General features: G+C 41.0%; 16 protein-coding genes. All 16 read right to left on the bottom strand.

The genetic code is table 11. From position 1 onward, the window contains the following. The 16 genes from polA to DVW06_RS03630 all read right to left on the bottom strand — a co-directional run bounded on the left by polA (nt 1) and on the right by DVW06_RS03630 (nt 18,197). On the bottom strand, nt 1–2,646 hold the full coding sequence (gene polA, locus DVW06_RS03555; protein WP_137264416.1) for a DNA polymerase I: 2,646 nt from the start codon (nt 2,644–2,646) through the stop codon (nt 1–3). A gap of 126 nt (nt 2,647–2,772) precedes the next feature. After that, nucleotides 2,773–3,465: a Bax inhibitor-1/YccA family protein gene (locus DVW06_RS03560; RefSeq protein WP_137264417.1), complete on the bottom strand. Its 693-nt coding sequence runs from the start codon at nt 3,463–3,465 to the stop codon at nt 2,773–2,775. Next, nucleotides 3,446–3,913: a MaoC family dehydratase gene (locus DVW06_RS03565; RefSeq protein WP_003126486.1), complete on the bottom strand. Its 468-nt coding sequence runs from the start codon at nt 3,911–3,913 to the stop codon at nt 3,446–3,448. Before DVW06_RS03565 ends, DVW06_RS03560 begins: the two co-directional genes overlap by 20 nt. 269 nt (nt 3,914–4,182) lie before the next feature. After that, nucleotides 4,183–5,517, bottom strand: a complete 1,335-nt coding sequence (gene murC / locus DVW06_RS03570) for a UDP-N-acetylmuramate--L-alanine ligase (protein ID WP_003126484.1) — start codon at nt 5,515–5,517, stop codon at nt 4,183–4,185. A 138-nt stretch (nt 5,518–5,655) separates the two neighbouring features. After that, nucleotides 5,656–6,096, bottom strand: coding sequence for a SprT family protein (locus DVW06_RS03575; RefSeq protein ID WP_003126483.1), 441 nt, complete (start codon nt 6,094–6,096; stop codon nt 5,656–5,658). Then, the gene (locus tag DVW06_RS03580; protein ID WP_081132030.1) at nt 6,093–8,276 is read right to left on the bottom strand and encodes a Tex family protein; all 2,184 of its coding nucleotides are present in this window, start codon (nt 8,274–8,276) and stop codon (nt 6,093–6,095) included. The genes DVW06_RS03575 and DVW06_RS03580 overlap by 4 nt, the downstream gene beginning before the upstream one ends. A gap of 382 nt (nt 8,277–8,658) precedes the next feature. Next, nucleotides 8,659–9,393, bottom strand: a complete 735-nt coding sequence (locus DVW06_RS03585) for a metallophosphoesterase family protein (RefSeq protein WP_137264418.1) — start codon at nt 9,391–9,393, stop codon at nt 8,659–8,661. Between the two features lie 267 nt (nt 9,394–9,660). After that, entirely contained in the window at nt 9,661–10,032 is a 372-nt protein-coding gene (locus DVW06_RS03590) for a VOC family protein (RefSeq protein WP_137264419.1), read from the bottom strand. Between the two features lie 5 nt (nt 10,033–10,037). Further along, nucleotides 10,038–10,457: a DUF1149 family protein gene (locus DVW06_RS03595; RefSeq protein WP_005471385.1), complete on the bottom strand. Its 420-nt coding sequence runs from the start codon at nt 10,455–10,457 to the stop codon at nt 10,038–10,040. 227 nt (nt 10,458–10,684) lie between these two features. Further along, the gene (locus tag DVW06_RS03600; protein ID WP_021149767.1) at nt 10,685–11,728 is read right to left on the bottom strand and encodes a SepM family pheromone-processing serine protease; all 1,044 of its coding nucleotides are present in this window, start codon (nt 11,726–11,728) and stop codon (nt 10,685–10,687) included. After that, nucleotides 11,718–12,212 (bottom strand): pantetheine-phosphate adenylyltransferase, encoded by a 495-nt coding sequence (gene coaD, locus DVW06_RS03605; protein ID WP_003126473.1) that lies wholly within the window; start codon nt 12,210–12,212, stop codon nt 11,718–11,720. Before coaD ends, DVW06_RS03600 begins: the two co-directional genes overlap by 11 nt. Before the next feature lies 1 nt (nt 12,213). Continuing rightward, a complete protein-coding gene (rsmD, locus tag DVW06_RS03610) occupies nt 12,214–12,768 on the bottom strand; it encodes a 16S rRNA (guanine(966)-N(2))-methyltransferase RsmD (protein ID WP_003126470.1) in 555 nt (184 codons plus the stop codon). A gap of 101 nt (nt 12,769–12,869) precedes the next feature. Further along, nucleotides 12,870–13,217 carry a YlbG family protein gene (locus DVW06_RS03615; protein ID WP_003126468.1) on the bottom strand — a complete coding sequence of 116 codons (348 nt, stop codon included), beginning with the start codon at nt 13,215–13,217 and terminating at the stop codon, nt 12,870–12,872. Beyond that, the gene (locus tag DVW06_RS03620; protein ID WP_003126467.1) at nt 13,189–13,632 is read right to left on the bottom strand and encodes a YlbF family regulator; all 444 of its coding nucleotides are present in this window, start codon (nt 13,630–13,632) and stop codon (nt 13,189–13,191) included. Before DVW06_RS03620 ends, DVW06_RS03615 begins: the two co-directional genes overlap by 29 nt. Beyond that, complete coding sequence (locus tag DVW06_RS03625; RefSeq protein WP_081132028.1) at nt 13,622–14,752, bottom strand: CAP-associated domain-containing protein; 1,131 nt, start codon at nt 14,750–14,752, stop codon at nt 13,622–13,624. The genes DVW06_RS03620 and DVW06_RS03625 overlap by 11 nt, the downstream gene beginning before the upstream one ends. A 16-nt stretch (nt 14,753–14,768) precedes the next feature. Beyond that, nucleotides 14,769–18,197, bottom strand: coding sequence for a pyruvate carboxylase (locus DVW06_RS03630; protein WP_041120199.1), 3,429 nt, complete (start codon nt 18,195–18,197; stop codon nt 14,769–14,771). Nucleotides 18,198–18,215 lie beyond the last annotated feature (18 nt).

Here is an 18,215-nt window from a genome sequence, read left to right on the forward strand (position 1 = left end):
TTATTTTGCTTCATACCACGTTTTGCCCCAGTTACTATCTGTCAACAATGGCACATGCAGTGAGACAGCATTTTCCATGACTTCTTTGACAAGAGCATCTAAGCGTTCTAATTCATCTTCTGGTACTTCGAAGACAAGTTCATCGTGGACTTGTAAAAGCATCGTTGCTTGTAATTTTTCTTCCTTTAGACGACGATCCAAATCGATCATGGCAATTTTCAAAATATCTGCAGCACTGCCTTGGATCGGTGTATTGATTGCTGTACGTTCCGCGAATGTCCGCAAATTAAAATTGCGGGAATTGATATCTGGTAAATAGCGGCGACGATGATACAATGTTTCCACATAGCCTTTGTCTTTCGCTTCACGGACAACTTCTTCCATATAAGTTTTGACCCCTGGATATTTTTCAAAGTAGGTATCAATATATTGCTGCGCCGCTTTGCGAGTGATCCCAAGATTTTGGGAGAGACCATAATCAGAGATACCATAAACGATCCCAAAGTTGACCGCTTTTGCTTGACGTCGCATGTTTGGTGTAACTTCTTCTGGAGTGGAGATCCCAAAGACTCGCATAGCGGTACTTGAATGAATATCTTGTCCTTCTACAAAGGCCGCTTTTAAATGCTCATCATTCGAGATATGGGCTAAAACCCGCAGCTCGATCTGAGAATAATCCGAAGAATAAATGACCCAATCTTTGGCTCTTGGAACAAAGGCTTCTCGAATTTTCCGCCCTTCTTCTAATCGGATTGGGATATTCTGCAGATTTGGATCAACGGAACTCAAACGTCCAGTTTGTGTTAAAGTCTGCACGTAACGGGTATGGACTTTGCCATCTCCTTGAATCACTTTAAGCAGTCCTTCCACATAGGTGGATTGGATTTTGGCAATTTGACGATAGATCAAAATGTCTTCGACGATCGGTGCCTGTTCCTTCAACTGTTCCAAAACATCCACTGCCGTTGAATAGCCAGTCTTAGTTTTCTTGATCACTGGCAGCCCCATTTTTTCAAATAAAATCACGCCTAATTGTTTTGGCGAATTTAAATTGAACTCTTCGCCAGCTTCTTGATAAATCTTTTGTTCGATTTCATGCAAACGTTCTGCAAATTCGCCCTTCATCTGATGCAAACGAGAAGCGTCCACGCGAATCCCAGTGATTTCCATCTCTGCTAAAATTTTTGATAATGGCAATTCCATATCAGTAAAGAGTGCAGTCTGATTTTTCTCTGCTAGCTCTTTCGCCAAACGGACAGAAAGGTAGTTGATCGCCGCAACTTTTCGAGCTAAATGAGCGAAAAAGACTTCTTCATCTGCCGGTAGTCCTCGTTTCACACCTTTGCCATAGATAGCTTCGTCCGATTGAATCGCATCAAATCCATAATGCTTAGCAACACCAGCAATATCATTATTTGAATCATTGGTATCTAGCAAGTAAGCAGCTAATAATGTATCAAAAACAATCCCTTGTGGTGCAGCCGCATAACGATTCAGCGCCACATACGTTCGTTTTGCATCATAGACTTTCTTCTGTGAAGAGGCATTTTTTAGCCAAGCAATAAAATACTCATTTTCAAAGAGATCATCTTGATTGGTCACATAAATTTTTTGCTGATTCCCCCAAGCGACACCAACGATATCTTCTAAATGATAGTTATCGCCCAGCATCTCGATATAAAGAGCCATATCCTCAGTAAACATTTCCGGAGTGACCTCTGTTACAACGTCAAAAAGAATATCTTCCATTTCTTCCGGTTCAGTCACCACATTTAATTTTTCCAAGAAAGAATTGAAGTTCATTTCTTGATAGAATGGAATCAATTTATCCAGATCTTTTCCTTCGTACTTCAATGAATCAATGGCCACATCCACTGGCGCATCCACATCGATCGTTGCCAATTTTTTTGACAAAAAGGCTGTCTCTTTATCATTGAGCAAGTTTTCTTTCATCTTGCTTGGCTTCATCTCATCGATATGCTCGTAGATTCCTTCAACTGAACCATATTCTTTCAAAAGTTTGATGGCCGTCTTTTCACCGATTTTTGTGACACCGGGAATATTGTCAGAGGCATCTCCAGCTAATCCTTTCATATCAATGATCTGTAATGGCGCTAAACCATCATATTTTTCTGCAACGTGTTCTGGCGTATAACTTTCGATCTCGCTGACACCCTTTACTGTGATATCAACCTTCACATGGTCGGTAGTCAATTGGGTCAAATCGCGATCTCCAGATAATACCACAACATCAAATTGCTCTTTGTCAACTTTTTGTGCCAATGTGCCGATAATATCATCCGCTTCATAATTGTCCAGTTCATAATACCGAACACCTAAAGCGGTGATCAATTCGCGAATATAGGGCATTTGTTCCTTGAATTCTCCAGGCGTTTTTGAACGGCCGCCTTTATATTCCTCATACATCGCAGTCCGAAAAGTTGTTTTGCCCGCGTCGAAAGCCACCAGGACATGAGTTGGCTGTTCTTTTGCCATTACATTTTCAAACATGGTGTGAAAAGCGTAAATCGCATTGGTATGCAAACCATTGTTGTTTTTAAAACGTTCCAATGAATTGTGCAGTGCAAAAAAAGCCCGAAATGCGACACTATTTCCGTCAACTAGCAATAATTTATTTTTTGTCATTTGAATAACTCCTCACCTCAAAAGTTCTCTCTTATTCTATCAAAGAAATCCATGAAAAGCGATGGATTGCCTTTGTTCGATTAAGCCAATTGCAAAAAAAAATGCGAGTTTCCTCGCATTTCCTCATTAGTTGTTTTTACCAAAGATTCGCAAAATCGCTAAGAACAAGTTGATAAAGTCAAGATACAACTGTAATGCCATGAAGACAGCAATTCCAGTATTTGCTTGGCCATTCGTTGCTTGGTATAGATTACGGATCTGTTGGTTGTCATAGGCAGTGATTCCCATAAAGACAAATACTGTCACGATCGACAAGAAAAAGTCAACTGGACCACTATGCAAAATAAACACATTCAGCAATGTCGAAATGATGATCCCGATCAATATGCCGTAGCCGATTCGTCCCACAACACTTAAATCACGTTTTGTCATGATACCAAATGCTGACATTACGCCGAAAGTGATCGCTGCGGAAACAAATGCACCTGCGATCGATCCGAAGTCATAATACATTAATGTAACTGACAGCGTCACCCCATTTAAAAGGGAGTAAACCAGATATCCTGCTATGGTCAGCGAAGGATTCTTTTGCGCTTTTGCGCCTAATACCAAGACCAAAATAATTTGAAGGATCCATAACCCTGTATAGCCTAGTGGAAAATTACGGATAAAATTCATTGTTTGTTCTGCAAATACTTGTCCGAAAAAGTAGGCAGACACTGCGCTAATTCCTAGTCCTACAGCAAAAAATAGATAGACTTTGGAATAAAAACGATTGAGCCCTTGGGCATTAACTACTTCATTGTTCATTTTCTTCACCTTCCTCTACGATTTTTGGAGGTTGGACCATCACTACTGCATCCAACACACGATCTTCTTGCGTATTGACAGCTTCAACAGAGATCGTCACTACGTCTTTCATCTTATCGACTTTGATCACTTCGAAATCGAAGGTCAACGTCTCATAATGAAAAACAGGTTCAATAAAGTTCACCGAAAAATTCACCACATGAGAACCTGGTCCTGGCAAATGTTTAGAAATCGCACTTGTAATAATCCCCATCAACATTACCGAAGGCACGATTGGCCGTTGGTATTCTGTTTTTTGGGTATAGTCATGCTGAATATAAAGCGGATTGGCATCATTTGTCAAACCGAGATACAACAAAAGCTGACTGTCTTCGATCGATTCTGTTAAAGATAACGAATCGCCTTCCTCGATTTCATCAATTTTCTTACCTAATTTTCGCGGTTTACCAATGTTCAAATTTATTTCCTCCAAAATAAATAATTTTACTCTGATTTCATTTTATCAGATGCAGATAAAAGTGCAAGTTCGTGGTGCGATGTCCCAAAAAAGCAAAAACGGGGCGCTGACTTTTGTCAAATCGATGCGAGCAATAGCAACGAAGGCTAAATAGTAAGTCTCACTGGTTGATTTTGTATCATAGTTCTGTTGACAGCCAGTGCAAATGAGATACCATTTGTTTCGTTGATCTGCTCGGGTGATTTGATTTGGTCATCGCTCCGTATTTTTTATAACACGTTTCGAGTCGTATTACTCAACAACTTTTCATAGGCTGATTCAAACTTTTGTACGTCCCCGGCACCCATGAAAATGATCACAGCATCTTGATGATCCAATAATGGTGACACATTCTCTTCTTTGATCACTTGTCCACCCTTTTGAATCTTGTTCCCAAGATCTTCAATTTTCACATCGCCGCGAGATTCCCGAGCCGAGCCAAAGATATCGCATAGATAAACGCTATCGGCTAGATCCAATGCCTCTGCGAATTCGTCCATCAATGCAATCGTTCGGGTAAAGGTATGGGGTTGGAAAACAGCGATAATTTCTTTTTCAGGGTATTTTTGGCGTGCGCCGTCAATTGTTGCTCTGATTTCTGCCGGATGATGAGCATAATCATCAACGATTGTCATATCAGCGACTTTCTTCTCACTGAAACGACGTTTAACACCAGGAAATGACAACATTTCTTCCGCAACTTCTGTCATATCCAGCCCTTCTTTATAGGCTACTGCAATGACCCCTAAAGCGTTGTTGATATTATGTTGGCCAAATGCCGGTAACACGAAATGACCGATGTTTTCGTTATGGATATAGACATCGAACTCAGAACCTGTCGTTGTACGCTGAATGTTTTTTGCTTGTACATCATCATCATCATTCACACCATAATAATAGATCGGTACATCTGCTTCTAATTTTCTTAAATAGGCATCGTCACCAAACGCAAAGATTCCTTTTTTGACTTGCTTGGCCATCGATTGAAAAGCTGAGAAAACATCGTCGATCGATTGATAATAATCAGGGTGATCAAAATCGATATTCGTCATGATCGCATAATCTGGAGAATACGCTAAAAAGTGACGACGATATTCACAGGCTTCAAATGAGAAGAACTCTGCGTTAGGGTCTCCATGACCTGTTCCATCGCCAATCAGAAAACTAGTTGGACGAACACCGCTCAACACATGGGACAATAGACCTGTCGTACTGGTTTTACCATGAGAACCAGTGACTGCAATACTTGTGTAAGGTTGAATGAATTTACCAATAAAATCATGGTAACGCGTAATTTCTAACCCTAATTCCTTCGCACGAAGGATTTCTTCGTGGGTATCCGGAAAGGCATTTCCTTGGATAATCACCATTTCTGGCTGAATATTCTCTTTATCGAAAGGCAGTAATGTGATTCCGGCTTTTTCCAGATCACGCTGTGTAAAGAAGTACTCTTCCACATCTGAACCTTGTACATGATAGCCCTTTTCATGCAGAACCAAAGCCAATGAACTCATGCCGGAACCTTTGATTCCAACAAAATGATATACTTTGTCTTGATTTTCCATTTTTTAAAATCCTCTTTTCTCAAGTTCACATTACAATAAACGCATGTTTATTAACATTTAGATTTGTTGCACGTCCTACATTATCATACAAAATGAAAAAAATAGCAACGAGTTTTGTTTTTGGGCTTGACTTTTTGCTCAAATCGCTATTTCTTTCAAGCGTCCGCGACACTTTCCACAGCCATAACGTTTAGTGTTCAGCCTTCTCGTTCGCTTGATCACAGCTCCACATTGTTGACACTGGTACTGATACTTCGCATTTTTCATCATACTTGGAGCATAACGAAGTCCACCAGTAGCTGCCAAAAGAGCTTTGAATTCTGGATCTCGGTGTCGGTAGCCTTTGCCAGCTAAATGCAGATGATAGTGACACAACTCATGCTTGATGATTTGAATGAATGTATCTACACCAAATTCAGCTAATAAATGCGGATTGAAATCTAAATGATGATCGCTTAAGTGATAACGTCCACCGGTGGTCTTTAGCCGCCCATTGAAATACGCCTCATGTTGAAATGGTTTGCCAAACGATTCTAGAGAAACTTTTTCAACGAGCTGCTGCAATTCTTTGGTGGTCATTTTCCGTGCGTTGGATCAACCATTGTCAGGCTGATTCGGCCTTTCGTGGTATCGACTTGTTCAATCCAGACAGTAACGATATCTCCGACAGCGACAACGTCTTTCGGATGCTTGACAAAATTTCGGCTTAATTTTGATAAATGAACCAAACCATCTTGTTTGACACCAATATCAACAAACGCACCAAAGTCAATCACATTCCGGACAGTTCCCATCAATTCCATTCCTGGTTTAAGGTCTTCCATGCTCAGGACATCTTTACGCAATAATGGTGCCGGCATCTCATCTCGCATATCTCTTCCAGGTTGCATCAGTGATTTCAAGATATCTGTGATCGTTTCTTTTCCGATCGCTAGTTGTTTAGAAAGATCAGCAACATTTAACTGTGCGAGTCGTTCTTTGGCTTCTGCTGATTGGGCTCCTAGTTGAGTTAGTTTAACTCCAGCAACTTCTAAAATTTCTTTGGCTGCAGTATAACTTTCCGGATGGATTCCAGTGTTGTCTAAAATATTCTTCCCACCAGGGATCCGCAAAAATCCAATCGCTTGTTCATAAGCTTTAGGTCCTAAACGAGGCACCTTTTTTAATTGGCTTCTTTGCGTGAAGCTACCGTTTTCTTCTCTGTAAGCAACAATATTTTGTGCAGTCGTTTTATTCAATCCTGAGACATGCTGCAGCAGTTGAGGACTAGCAGTATTGACATCGATCCCTACTTGGTTGACGGCAGTTTCGACCACAAAATCAAGTTGGTCACTCAATCGTTTTTGTGAAACATCGTGCTGGTATTGACCAACCCCTACAGATTGAGGATCGATTTTGACCAGTTCAGCTAAAGGATCTTGGAGTCGGCGCCCGATACTAATGGCGCTGCGTTCTTCCACTTGCAGATCCGGAAATTCTTGACGGGCGATTGGGCTGGCGGAATACACGGATGCACCCGCTTCATTCACAATCACATAAAATACTTCATGATCGATTTGTTTCAATTGTTCGGCAACGAATTGTTCTGATTCACGACTTGCCGTCCCATTCCCAATAGCGATCATTTGGACACCGTATCGATTGATCAAACGTTGCAGTGCTGGACCAGCTGCTTGGCGTTTATTCATCGGTGCCGGTTTATGAGGGTAAATAACTTCGATGGCTAATACTTTCCCAGTTTCATCAATCACAGCTAATTTACAACCTGTTCGGTAAGCCGGGTCAAACCCTAAGACGATTTTTCCTTTTAAAGGTGGCTGCAGCAAAAGATTTCGCAAGTTTTCACCGAAGATGGCAATTGCTTGTTCATCTGCTTTCTCTGTTAATTCATTGCGGATTTCCCGCTCAATCGATGGTGCAATGAATCGTTTATAAGCATCAAGATAAGCCTCACGAACAAATGGAGTTGCTGGTGAATTGGCGTGCTTAATGAGTTGCCGTTCAAAATAATCAGTGATTTTTGACTCATCGACGACTAAGGCAACCTTTAAAACATCTTCTTTTTCACCGCGATTCGTTGCCAAAATACGATGAGAAACCATTTTATTGATGGGGTGCTGAAAATCGTAATACATTTCATAAACACCTTTCTCATCCTTTTCAGCATCGCGAAGTGTACTCGTGTAACTTCCCTTATTTGCAAAATAACTTCTGATCCAAGAACGATAGATCGGCTCATCTCCAATGGTTTCAGCAATAATCTCGTGGGCACCTTGTAACGCAGATTCAGGGTCAGGGATGGCTTCATTGGTAAATTCTGCCGCTTTTGCATAGACATCTCCTGTTGTTGGAAATGCCGCTATCCAGTCAGCTAACGGCTGCAAGCCATTTTCTTTTGCAATAGTTGCTTTCGTACGCCGTTTTTGTTTGTAAGGACGATAAAGATCTTCGACCTGCTGCATTTTTGTTGCTTGCTGAATCGATTGCGCCAATTCACTAGTCAATTTTCCTTGTTCGTCGATCAACCGAGCAACTTCTTGCTTGCGTTTTTCCAAATTCTCCAGATATTGATAGCGCTCTTCAATTTCACGAATTTGTACCTCATCTAAACCGCTAGTCATTTCTTTGCGGTAGCGAGCGATAAACGGAACGGTGTTTCCTTCATGGAGCAGTTCCAGTACTTTCGTGATTTGTCGTTGATTGTAAGATGTGGTTTCCTGCATTAGTAAGTGCAACACATCATGATTTAATTCTGCCATATTCGTTCACCTTTCAATTTAACTGCTCTAAGTTTAACATAAAAAGTTTAACATAAAAAAGACACCTCAGAAAAGAGACGTAAGTAACAGGCTAAAAACAGAACATACAGAACATGAGGTGCGAAATTAAAGCTCAAGGTATAAACCAGCAAAAAACACTTCCGCTGAATCATCAGCAGGAAGTGTCATCTACATTCAAAATCTTTCTTCAACGTCCTCGAAAGCCTTAGTTATTACCAAGCATGGATGTTTCCTTTTTACTATGCGGATCCATCTTAACTAATCTGTTTGGAAATAGTTTGTATACCCTATCTTTTTCCAAGGACCTTTAGACCCAATAGTCATAATGACGCATAGATTCCTCTATGATTAGAAAAGTTTTTTAAAAGTCTGGATGCCAAGGGCCGGTTAAATTTTGATATTCAATATCTTGTACAATGCCGTCTTCATCAAAAATCACGCCGTGAACGGAACCACCAAAAACAGCCCCTCCATCAATGCCAATCTTATTATCATGAAACCATAAATCCGTTGTTTCCATGTCACCATGAAGCATGGGTGTGATGGTATGTCCAAAGACGATTGTTTTTCCCGTATGATTTTCTCCAGTATGAAATGGCTCTCGGATCCAGATAAAATCGTGGTCAGAAGTATCCTGCCAATGCTTCTTGGTCAAATCAACACCAGCATGAACAAAAAGATATTTTTGCCATTCATAAGAAAGCGGCCTTGCCATCAAAAACGCCACTAAGTCACGGTAGCGACTCCGGATCATTAATGCAATCTCAGTTGGCGAGTACTCTTCTGTTGCTCCCGGATGTAAAAGACTTTCCATCGTCTCCTTGCCTCCATTGCGGACATAAGCGGAATACCAGTCTTCTGGTGCGTTCAAAAATTGCAGAAAATATTCTTCATGGTTCCCGCGCAAATAAATCGCTCCTGTCTCTTCCACCAATTGTTTACCCAACAAGAGACACTCTTTACTTCGTGGCCCTCGATCATTCAAGTCCCCAATCAGAACAAGCTGATGCAGTGATGGATCGTAATCCAATAAAAGTTTTTTAAAAAGATCATACATCCCGTGGATATCACTAATGACGTAAATGATTTTTTTCATTTGGGTTCATCCCCTTCTTTAAATTATTATAAAAAAGCCAGCGAAACTTTACAACTGTTAGCCCTTTCCTTATAATAAAACCAACTAAAGGAGCGAGAAGATGAATTGGCTGCATCAACAATGGATCCATTTTAAAAAAGACATGCGAGAAGCTTTTGATACAGGGGCTATCGCTGCACATGGTAAGAAATAGTTTGAATTTTGATTGTTAATTGATTGAATCAAAAAAAGAGAATTCTCCAGTTAAGTACTGGGAATTCTCTTTTTTTATTTTCCAGAAACAGCAAAGTAATTACCATCTGGATCTGCAAAATTAAAGACCATTCGTTCTTCCATCTGGATCAGGTCGCCAACTTCTACATTTGTATCTAGTAATTTCTTGTAAAGCGTTGTGATATCTTCCGAAAAAAACATGATCGATGGTGAGTTCAATGCTACTTCAGGAGAATGGGCTTCAATAAAGCCTTTATCATAAAGCATAAAACGAGCATCTGATTCGCTGCTTGGTGCTATTTCAACGATAGAAGTCCCATCTGCCGTTTGCTCATCAATGATTTCAAATCCCAATGATTGCCAAAACGCAACGGATTTGGGCACGTCCTCTACATATAATATGATCTGCATTTGATTCGCAAACATATCTCTCACTCCTCTGTTGTTGATGATTCTGATGTTTCTGAGGCTTCATTTGAAGTATTGAAATTCAATTGCAGACCTGGTTTGTCGGTAATGATTTCTGTTACTTCATAGGTTAAGCGTTTGATAATATCAAACAGCGGCTCCACTAAGCGGTCTGTCTCCGCTTTGCTTAAGTCTTCACCTGAACGGACTTGCCGGTTCAAGATGTGATTGACCTGCCCTACCCGACCGGACAGCACATATTCAGGAAAAACGAGTTGAAATTCCAAGCGGGCGCCAATAATACTATTTTGTTTCATATACTCTTCATCTTGTACCTTCAACGGGGCAAAGCCAACATTCAATTTGGTTTCCATTTCTTTGTCTTTAGGCTTCATATCGAAATGATAAGCTTCGACGATTGGTTGTTGTCGTTTGATTTCCACAGTCTTCACACTCCTTGATTAAAAGTATAGCATACCGATGACATCCAGCCTACCTTCATTAAAAAAATCCAGACAAAAAGAAGCAAGATCTCTTCCATGCTAGAAAACTTGTTCCGTCGTTACAATTGGATCGTTAGGATACAATCTTGACTTGATAAATTGTTTTTCTATCTGATGATTCTTGCTTCCTGATGGATTCTTGCTTCTATTTCGTTAAGTAAAATTTTTTATTTAAGCGTTTTGAGATAATCTAGTGCGTCTTGCACATTTGAGACTGGTACGATCTTCATGTCAGTCCCTAGTTTCTTCGCAGCTGCTAAAGCTTCTTGATAATTTGTTTTGATCGAAGGATCAACTTCTTTTTCTTCCTTCGTGATTTCATCCTCTGGTGCAAAAAAGATTTCTACACCACTTTCACTTGCGCTTGCTACTTTTTTATCGATACCACCAATGCGGCCAACGGTTCCGTCACTGGAAATCGTTCCAGTACCGGCAATATTATGCCCTTTACGCAGGTTTTGCTGCGTCAATTGTTCGTAGATTTCTAATGTGAACATCAAGCCTGCTGATGGCCCACCGATATTTCCTGCATCAATAACAATATCTTGATCTGAACTTATTTCCGTATGGTCAACTAACGAAATGCCGATGCCGGCTTTTTTATTCGATGGCAATTCAATCAGCGATCCGGTTGCTTCTTTTTCTACATCATCTTGGAGATACGTCACTTGGATCTTATCACCGACTTTTTGACTTTGAACATAATCAATAAAATCTTGACTGTTGTCAAACCGTTTTCCATTGACAGCTACTACTGTATCACCAACAGAAATTTTTCCTTTGAAGCTAGAGTTGGACTCTACACCCATAACATAAACACCTTTATAGTTCATTGTGTAGGGAATATCTGCTAGCTTCAGTGCTTGCTCAATGGCACTATTTTGAGAGGATTCCATGTAGTAACGTTGGATCCGATTGTACTCTTCATCCGTTGCACCGCCAAAAAGTTCTTCTTCAGAAACCAAGTCTTGAAATTGATTAAATTTACTGCCAATTGCCGTAAAAACGGTTGCCTGCCGAATACCGACACTGGTCAATGAAAACGAGCCATCGTTTTGATCTTTTTGGTCATTGACTGTAATTAGTTCTTTCAAATTGATCGTTGCCCCAGGCTGTTCAATATAATAAGGGATTGGTAAAAAGGCACAGGCGGCAACTACTAATGCTGCAACAAGTAATAAGGTATATTTAACGGTTGATTTAAGATTCATGAGCATCACGCTTCTTTACGATTGCTTGGTAAATATTTGGTGGTAAATAGGCTTCCACATCGCCACCGAAATGCAAGATTTCTTTTAGCAAACTTGAACTAATATAACTGTATTTGGCATTTGCCAATAAAAAGACTGTTTCGAGCGTCGGATCTAAGTGGTGATTCATTTCCATGATATCTCGTTCGTACTCATAATCCTTGACACTCCGAATTCCTCGCAGTAAAAATTGGGCACCCATTTTTTTGGCAGCCGTAACGGTCAATTCCGTCTCTTGCGCAACAACGCGAACATTCGGGACATGCGCTAGTGCCTCAGTGATCAATTCCACTTTTTCGCCACCGGTAAAGAAGTTGACTTTACTAGTATTCACAAAGACACCAATGATCAATTCATCAAAAAGGGAAGCTCCCCGTTCGATCAGATCTACGTGACCAGCAGTCAATGGGTCGAAACTGCCCGGAAATAATGCTATTCTCTTCATCTTATCCCTCATTTCTATAAATCGTGACTGCCGTAATCCCATAAACCTGCCGTCTACTTTGGACCAATGTGCCAATCCTCTCTGGCAAATCCACTTCTTTTGCTGTTTCGCAAACAATGACCGCATGAGTTGCCATAAGATCCGCTTGTACCATTTGTTCCAGCTGCAAAACCAGCTCTTGCTTCGCATAAGGAGGATCCAAAAAAATATAGTCGAACTGCTGTTGAGTGCCCACAAATTCTTTTAGGGCTTGTTTGGCATCCATTTTTAAAACAGTAAACTTTTCGGGCTCCTTTGTGATGCCAATATTTTCTCGAATAATCTTAATCGCTGGATAACTGCGATCGACACAGATGGCATGTGCGGCGCCGCGAGAAACAGCTTCAATAGCTAATCCGCCACTGCCCGCAAATAAATCCAATACCAAGCCGCCATCTAAATAAGGACCAATCATATTAAAAATCGATTCTTTCACTTTATCGGTGGTTGGTCGGGTATTATCCCCGCTTAAGCTCTTCAATTTTCTTCCTCGATAATCTCCTGCAACAACACGCATATGCGTTCCTCCAAAGGTTCCATAATTTCTTAAAAAAGTATTCCAGTGACCGTCATCTTTTTGAGCAACAAAAATGGGTGCGATTGGCACCCAAACTTTTGTTATACATTTTCTGCCAGTCGAATCGTCGTATTTTTTTCTTCCACATCAAATCCATCATCACTCACTTGATATGCTGCGTCAGTGCCGATTTTTTCCGCAAAATTCATCTCAACATCTGGTCGATATGAAGGTTCCACTTGCCGTACGAAATGAAATTGTTCGATTTTATTTTTTTTCATTTCATAGTCTTCTTCATTCAAGTACATGACCACATATTTCATTTTGCGTGACACATAATGGACAAATCCGAATCTGCGTAAATTTTTTAATTGGCGTAAACTATAGACCCATACGATCAGTCCCCGTCGTTTTTGGATCTCAAACGTTTCTTTCGTCTCCTCTTGCATGACAACTTCCTCCACATGTTGATTTTGATTGAAAAAAAGGACTTCCAGCGTCCACTTTGACTTCCTCTGAGAAACAATCAGCAATCGACACTGTGATCTCATCAAGCAAGACTTGCAGCTGGTTTTCACTGTGTCGAAATTCTCCGACTTGAGGATTCAAATCAAGTGCCCTTTTGGCTTTGCGTAATGCCCGCTGCTGTTCTTTATACCCGGGAGCAAACGTGCCATAAGCAGCGATTTTTTCAAAATCGGTCTTTTTATGTACAAATGAATCAATTAATCCCAATACTTCTTGGTCTTGGTACATCGCCTTCTTGTTGTAACAATAAGAGCGAAACAACTGACTATTCTTGATACTGGAAATTAATTGTTCAATTTGGTCTTCAATTGCATATAAATGGTCATTATAAATCATCTGATGTGCTATCCTCTGTGTGTTCATTCTCATCTTCTTGGATTAAGACTACCATATTTGCTTTAGAAAAAGCAATTCCTATCTTCTCAGGGGTTTGATTCGATAAAACATTGTAAACCGAAGGATCACTATACCATGATAAAATCGTAAATGTCGGATCGTAGACAGGTGCTTCAAAGATGGAAGAAACGGTTGAAATTTCCTTTTCCTTTAAAATATCCTGCCATTCTTCTTGGGTCAGAGTGAAGGTGCTGGTTCGTTCTGCTGTCAATGCTTTTTGATAGGCATGAATCCGTTGAGATGTTAAGTGATCCGAAAGATTCTCCGTGATTTCTTGAAGGAGATCTTTGGCTTCACTATGAGTATCTAAAGCCATCCCAAAACTTTCCAGCTCTTTTTGATCACGCATTTTTTGGATGATCACAAAAGCTAACGTTTCTTTTTCAAGAGCAGCTGTTTCTTGGTTCACTGTTTGAGACTCTTGAAACAGCGGCAGCTCCCCTTCTGTTAATTGATAAGGAGACAGCTTCAATAATGTCGTTTGATCCAGATAAGTGACTGCTGCTAATTCCGATGTCTTTTGATCAAAAAACAAAACCGCGAAAGTGCCATTGTCAAACGCCACTAAGGGACGATAGTTCATATCTTGTTCCATAAGTTCAAAACTCACTGAACGATCATTTTGACTCAATGTAAAATTCGGATAGATCATCGTAAGCTCTGTAAGATCTGTCATTGTCATCCCAATCGAAAATGGGGCTAAGGATGCGCCGCCTTGGCCAATCACTTTGATTGCCTGAACACTTTCGCCGTCGGTGTTGATTTCGAGATATTGTTGATCATCTAGGTGATTGTATACGCGAACTTCAAAGTCATATCCTGTGCGATACGTGCGTATCGGCGAGCCAAAATCTTCTTCAAAATCAGAAAGAGGTTCACCGATCGCTTTTGCTAAGCCATCTGCTTTGATTGGTTCATAATTCAAATTGGTAGGCGCTTTTACAGGATTATCAAAAAGAGGTCTTGAAGGAGAAACCCGCTGAAAAAATACTGGCTGCAGATAGACGACGACCAGCGCCAAAATAAACAAGCAGCAAAATAAAATTCCTCTATGTTTCATCTTCAAGACCTACTTCCTACTTCTCTTTGATTTCGATCAGCAAATCACCTGATGTGATGGCTTCTCCTTCTGCAACATAGACGTGTTCTACCACACCTGAGAAACGAGCTTCGATCGCTGTTTCCATCTTCATCGCTTCAGTTACTAGAACGGTTTGTCCTTTCGCTACCCGATCCCCTTTTTTGACTAATACTTGTAGAACAGAACCTGACATCGTTGCACCAATTTGTTCTTTATTTGTTGGCTCAGCTTTGCGTTTTGTTTGAACGGAGCTGATGATCGAATGATCTTTGACTAAGATCTCCCGACGTTGTCCATTCAAGTTAAAGAACAACGTGCGGTTGCCTTCAATATCTGGTTCGCCGATTTCATCCAAGCGGATGATCAAGATTTTCCCTTTTTCAAGTTCAACATTGATCGTTTCACCTAATCGCATCCCATTAAAGAATGTTGGTGTATCTAGGACCTTGACGTCGGCAAACTGTTCATATGCTTTTCGGTAGTCTAAAAAGACTTGCGGATACATCAAATAGCTCAATACTTCTTCTGTTTTAGGCTGGTAGCCGATCTTTTCTGCTAATTCGGCTTTGACTTTTTCAAAATCTACTGGTTCAGCAAACGCACCAGGACGTTCTGTGAATGCTGGCCGACCTTTCAGAATGATCCGTTGTAATTCTTTTGGAAAACCGCCGACTGGTTGACCTAGTTCACCTTGGAAGAAAGTAACGACTGATTCTGGAAAACTTAAGGTTTCACCTTTATCATAAATGTCTTGTTCAGATAACCCGTTTTGTACCATGAAAAGAGCCATATCGCCAACCACTTTTGATGATGGCGTGACTTTGACGATATCACCGAACATCATATTGACTTCATGATAAACTTCTTTGATTTCGTCCCATTTTTCCCCAAGTCCCACTGCTTTTGCTTGTTGTTGCAGGTTCGAATATTGACCACCAGGCATCTCGTGTTTATACACTTCTGTCTGAGGAGCATTCAACCCATTCTCGAAAGGATGGTAATACATACGCACATCTTCCCAGTAATGATTCAACTGCTGGATATTATCGACATTAATTTCTGGACAACGTTCGCCGTTGACTAACGCATAGTAAAGGCTACTCATACTTGGCTGGCTAGTTGCTCCACTGACTGCAGACATAGCAACATCGACAATATCGACACCCGCTTTGGTTGCGGCAGAGTAAGTGATGATGCCATTGCCACTCGTGTCGTGGGTGTGCAGATGAATTGGTACATCAATACTCGCTTTCAGTTCACTGATCAAGCGATACGCCGCTTGTGGTTTCAGCAATCCTGCCATATCCTTGATCGCAATGATATGTGCACCAAGATTTTGCAACTCCTTGGCCATATCCTTATAATAATCGATCGAGTATTTTTGACGAGTCGGATCATTGATATCTCCGGTATAACAGATCGCTGCTTCTGCAATTTTGCCTGCGTCCCTTACTGCTTGGATGCTTTTTTCCATTTGCGGAACCCAGTTCAAGCTATCAAAAATTCGGAAGACATCGATTCCTTGCGCAGCAGATTCTTTGATAAATTCTTCTAACACATTATCTGGATAATTTGAATATCCCACCGCATTTGATCCTCGAAACAGCATTTGTAACAATGTGTTCGGCATTTTCTTACGAAACATACGCAGCCGTTCCCATGGATCTTCTGTCAAGAAACGGTAAGCAACATCAAACGTTGCTCCGCCCCACATTTCACTGGAGAATAGTTGAGGAATCCCCTCTTCTGTCAACGCAGCGATCTTCTTGAAGTCCTGGGTACGAACTCGTGTAGCCAGCAAGCTTTGATGCGCATCACGGAAAGTCGTATCCGTTAGTAAAACATTTTTTTGCTGATTGATCCAACGAATGACGCCATCAGCACCTTGAGTATCTAAAATGGTTTTAGCCGATACGAAATCAGGCAATGTCTCAATCTGTTGCGGAATTCTTGGATCATTATAAAATGGTTTTTTTTGTTTCTCGATTCCCGGAAAGCCATTGATCGTAATCTCACCGATATATTTCATTGTTTTATTTCCGCGGTCGCGAATGCGAGGAAACTCAAACAATTCAGGAGTATTATCAATAAATGTCGTTTTCGCTTCGCCAGAACGAAATTGCGGATGAGAAACAACATTGCGCATAAAGAGAATATTGGTTTTGACTCCACGAACCCGAAATTCTTTCAAGCAGCGCATCATTTTTTGAATCGCTTGATCAAATGTCGCTGCATGGGTACAAACTTTTACCAGCAATGAATCAAAATAGGGAGTTACAACGGCGCCAGCATAGGCATTACCAACATCTAGCCGAACGCCAAAACCACCAGGTGAACGATAAGTATCGATTTTTCCAGTATCAGGCATAAAGTTATTGGCAGGATCTTCTGTCGTTACACGACACTGGATCGCAACCCCTTCAAAGTGGATATCCTTTTGTTGCGGGATTCCGATTTCTTTGTGCAAGTCTTTCCCTTGAGCAATCAAAATTTGTGTCGTTACAATGTCCAAGTTAGTGATCATTTCAGTAATGGTATGCTCTACTTGAACCCGAGGATTCACTTCGATAAAGTAAAAGTTGTCTCCTTCTACCAAAAACTCTACGGTTCCCGCATTGATATACCCGACATGTTTCATCAACTGTACCGCAGCTTGACAAATTTTTTCTCGTTGGGCAGCATTCATTGATACACATGGAGCGACTTCCACCACTTTTTGGTGTCGACGTTGGACAGAACAATCTCTTTCAAATAGATGGACAACATTGCCATGACTGTCCCCTAATATTTGCACTTCGATATGTTTTGGATTACTGATGTATTTCTCTACATAGACTTCATCACTACCAAATGCCGCTTTCGCTTCGCTTTTCGCTCGTTCGTAACCTTCACGGGCTTCTTTCTCATCGTGAGCGACCCGCATGCCGCGGCCACCACCGCCTAAGGCTGCTTTGATCATGATTGGATAACCATGGGTTTCAGCAAACAGCAAAACGTCATCAATAGTGTTGACGGGTCCGTCGGAACCTGGAATGGATTGGATACCAGCCTCGATTGCAGCTGTTTTGGCTTTGATTTTATCGCCAAAGATATCCAGATGGTGTGTCGAAGGTCCAATAAAAATCAAGCCTTCTTCTTCACAGCGTTGCGCAAACGCTAAATTCTCGGATAAAAATCCGTAACCGGGATGAATCGCTTCGGCACCGGCCTTTTTCGCGGTGCGAATAATATCTTCTATGTCCAGATAGGCTTCAATGGGGCGCTTGCCTTTTCCGACAAGATACGCTTCATCCGCTTTAAAACGATGGACTGAATATTCATCTTCTGCAGCGTAGATACCCACTGTTTTGATGCCCAACTCTGCACACGCACGGAAAACTCGAATCGCGATTTCTCCACGATTAGCGACTAATACTTTTTTCATCATACCACTCCATTCCAT

The sequence above is a fragment of the Enterococcus sp. ARL09-542 genome, assembly GCF_005234805.1.
Lineage (GTDB): Bacteria > Bacillota > Bacilli > Lactobacillales > Enterococcaceae > Enterococcus_D > Enterococcus_D gallinarum.

Excerpts from the sequence above, each read along its gene's own strand:
- polA (WP_137264416.1), bottom strand. The coding sequence starts at position 2,646 with ATGACAAAAAATAAATTATTGCTAGTTGACGGAAATAGTGTCGCATTT.
- murC (WP_003126484.1), bottom strand. The coding sequence starts at position 5,517 with ATGGAAAATCAAGACAAAGTATATCATTTTGTTGGAATCAAAGGTTCC.
- DVW06_RS03575 (WP_003126483.1), bottom strand. The coding sequence starts at position 6,096 with ATGACCACCAAAGAATTGCAGCAGCTCGTTGAAAAAGTTTCTCTAGAA.
- DVW06_RS03580 (WP_081132030.1), bottom strand. The coding sequence starts at position 8,276 with ATGGCAGAATTAAATCATGATGTGTTGCACTTACTAATGCAGGAAACC.
- DVW06_RS03585 (WP_137264418.1), bottom strand. The coding sequence starts at position 9,393 with ATGAAAAAAATCATTTACGTCATTAGTGATATCCACGGGATGTATGAT.
- DVW06_RS03590 (WP_137264419.1), bottom strand. The coding sequence starts at position 10,032 with ATGTTTGCGAATCAAATGCAGATCATATTATATGTAGAGGACGTGCCC.
- DVW06_RS03600 (WP_021149767.1), bottom strand. The coding sequence starts at position 11,728 with ATGAATCTTAAATCAACCGTTAAATATACCTTATTACTTGTTGCAGCA.
- coaD (WP_003126473.1), bottom strand. The coding sequence starts at position 12,212 with ATGAAGAGAATAGCATTATTTCCGGGCAGTTTCGACCCATTGACTGCT.
- rsmD (WP_003126470.1), bottom strand. The coding sequence starts at position 12,768 with ATGCGTGTTGTTGCAGGAGATTATCGAGGAAGAAAATTGAAGAGCTTA.
- DVW06_RS03615 (WP_003126468.1), bottom strand. The coding sequence starts at position 13,217 with ATGCAAGAGGAGACGAAAGAAACGTTTGAGATCCAAAAACGACGGGGA.
- DVW06_RS03620 (WP_003126467.1), bottom strand. The coding sequence starts at position 13,632 with ATGATTTATAATGACCATTTATATGCAATTGAAGACCAAATTGAACAA.
- DVW06_RS03625 (WP_081132028.1), bottom strand. The coding sequence starts at position 14,752 with ATGAAACATAGAGGAATTTTATTTTGCTGCTTGTTTATTTTGGCGCTG.
- DVW06_RS03630 (WP_041120199.1), bottom strand. The coding sequence starts at position 18,197 with ATGAAAAAAGTATTAGTCGCTAATCGTGGAGAAATCGCGATTCGAGTT.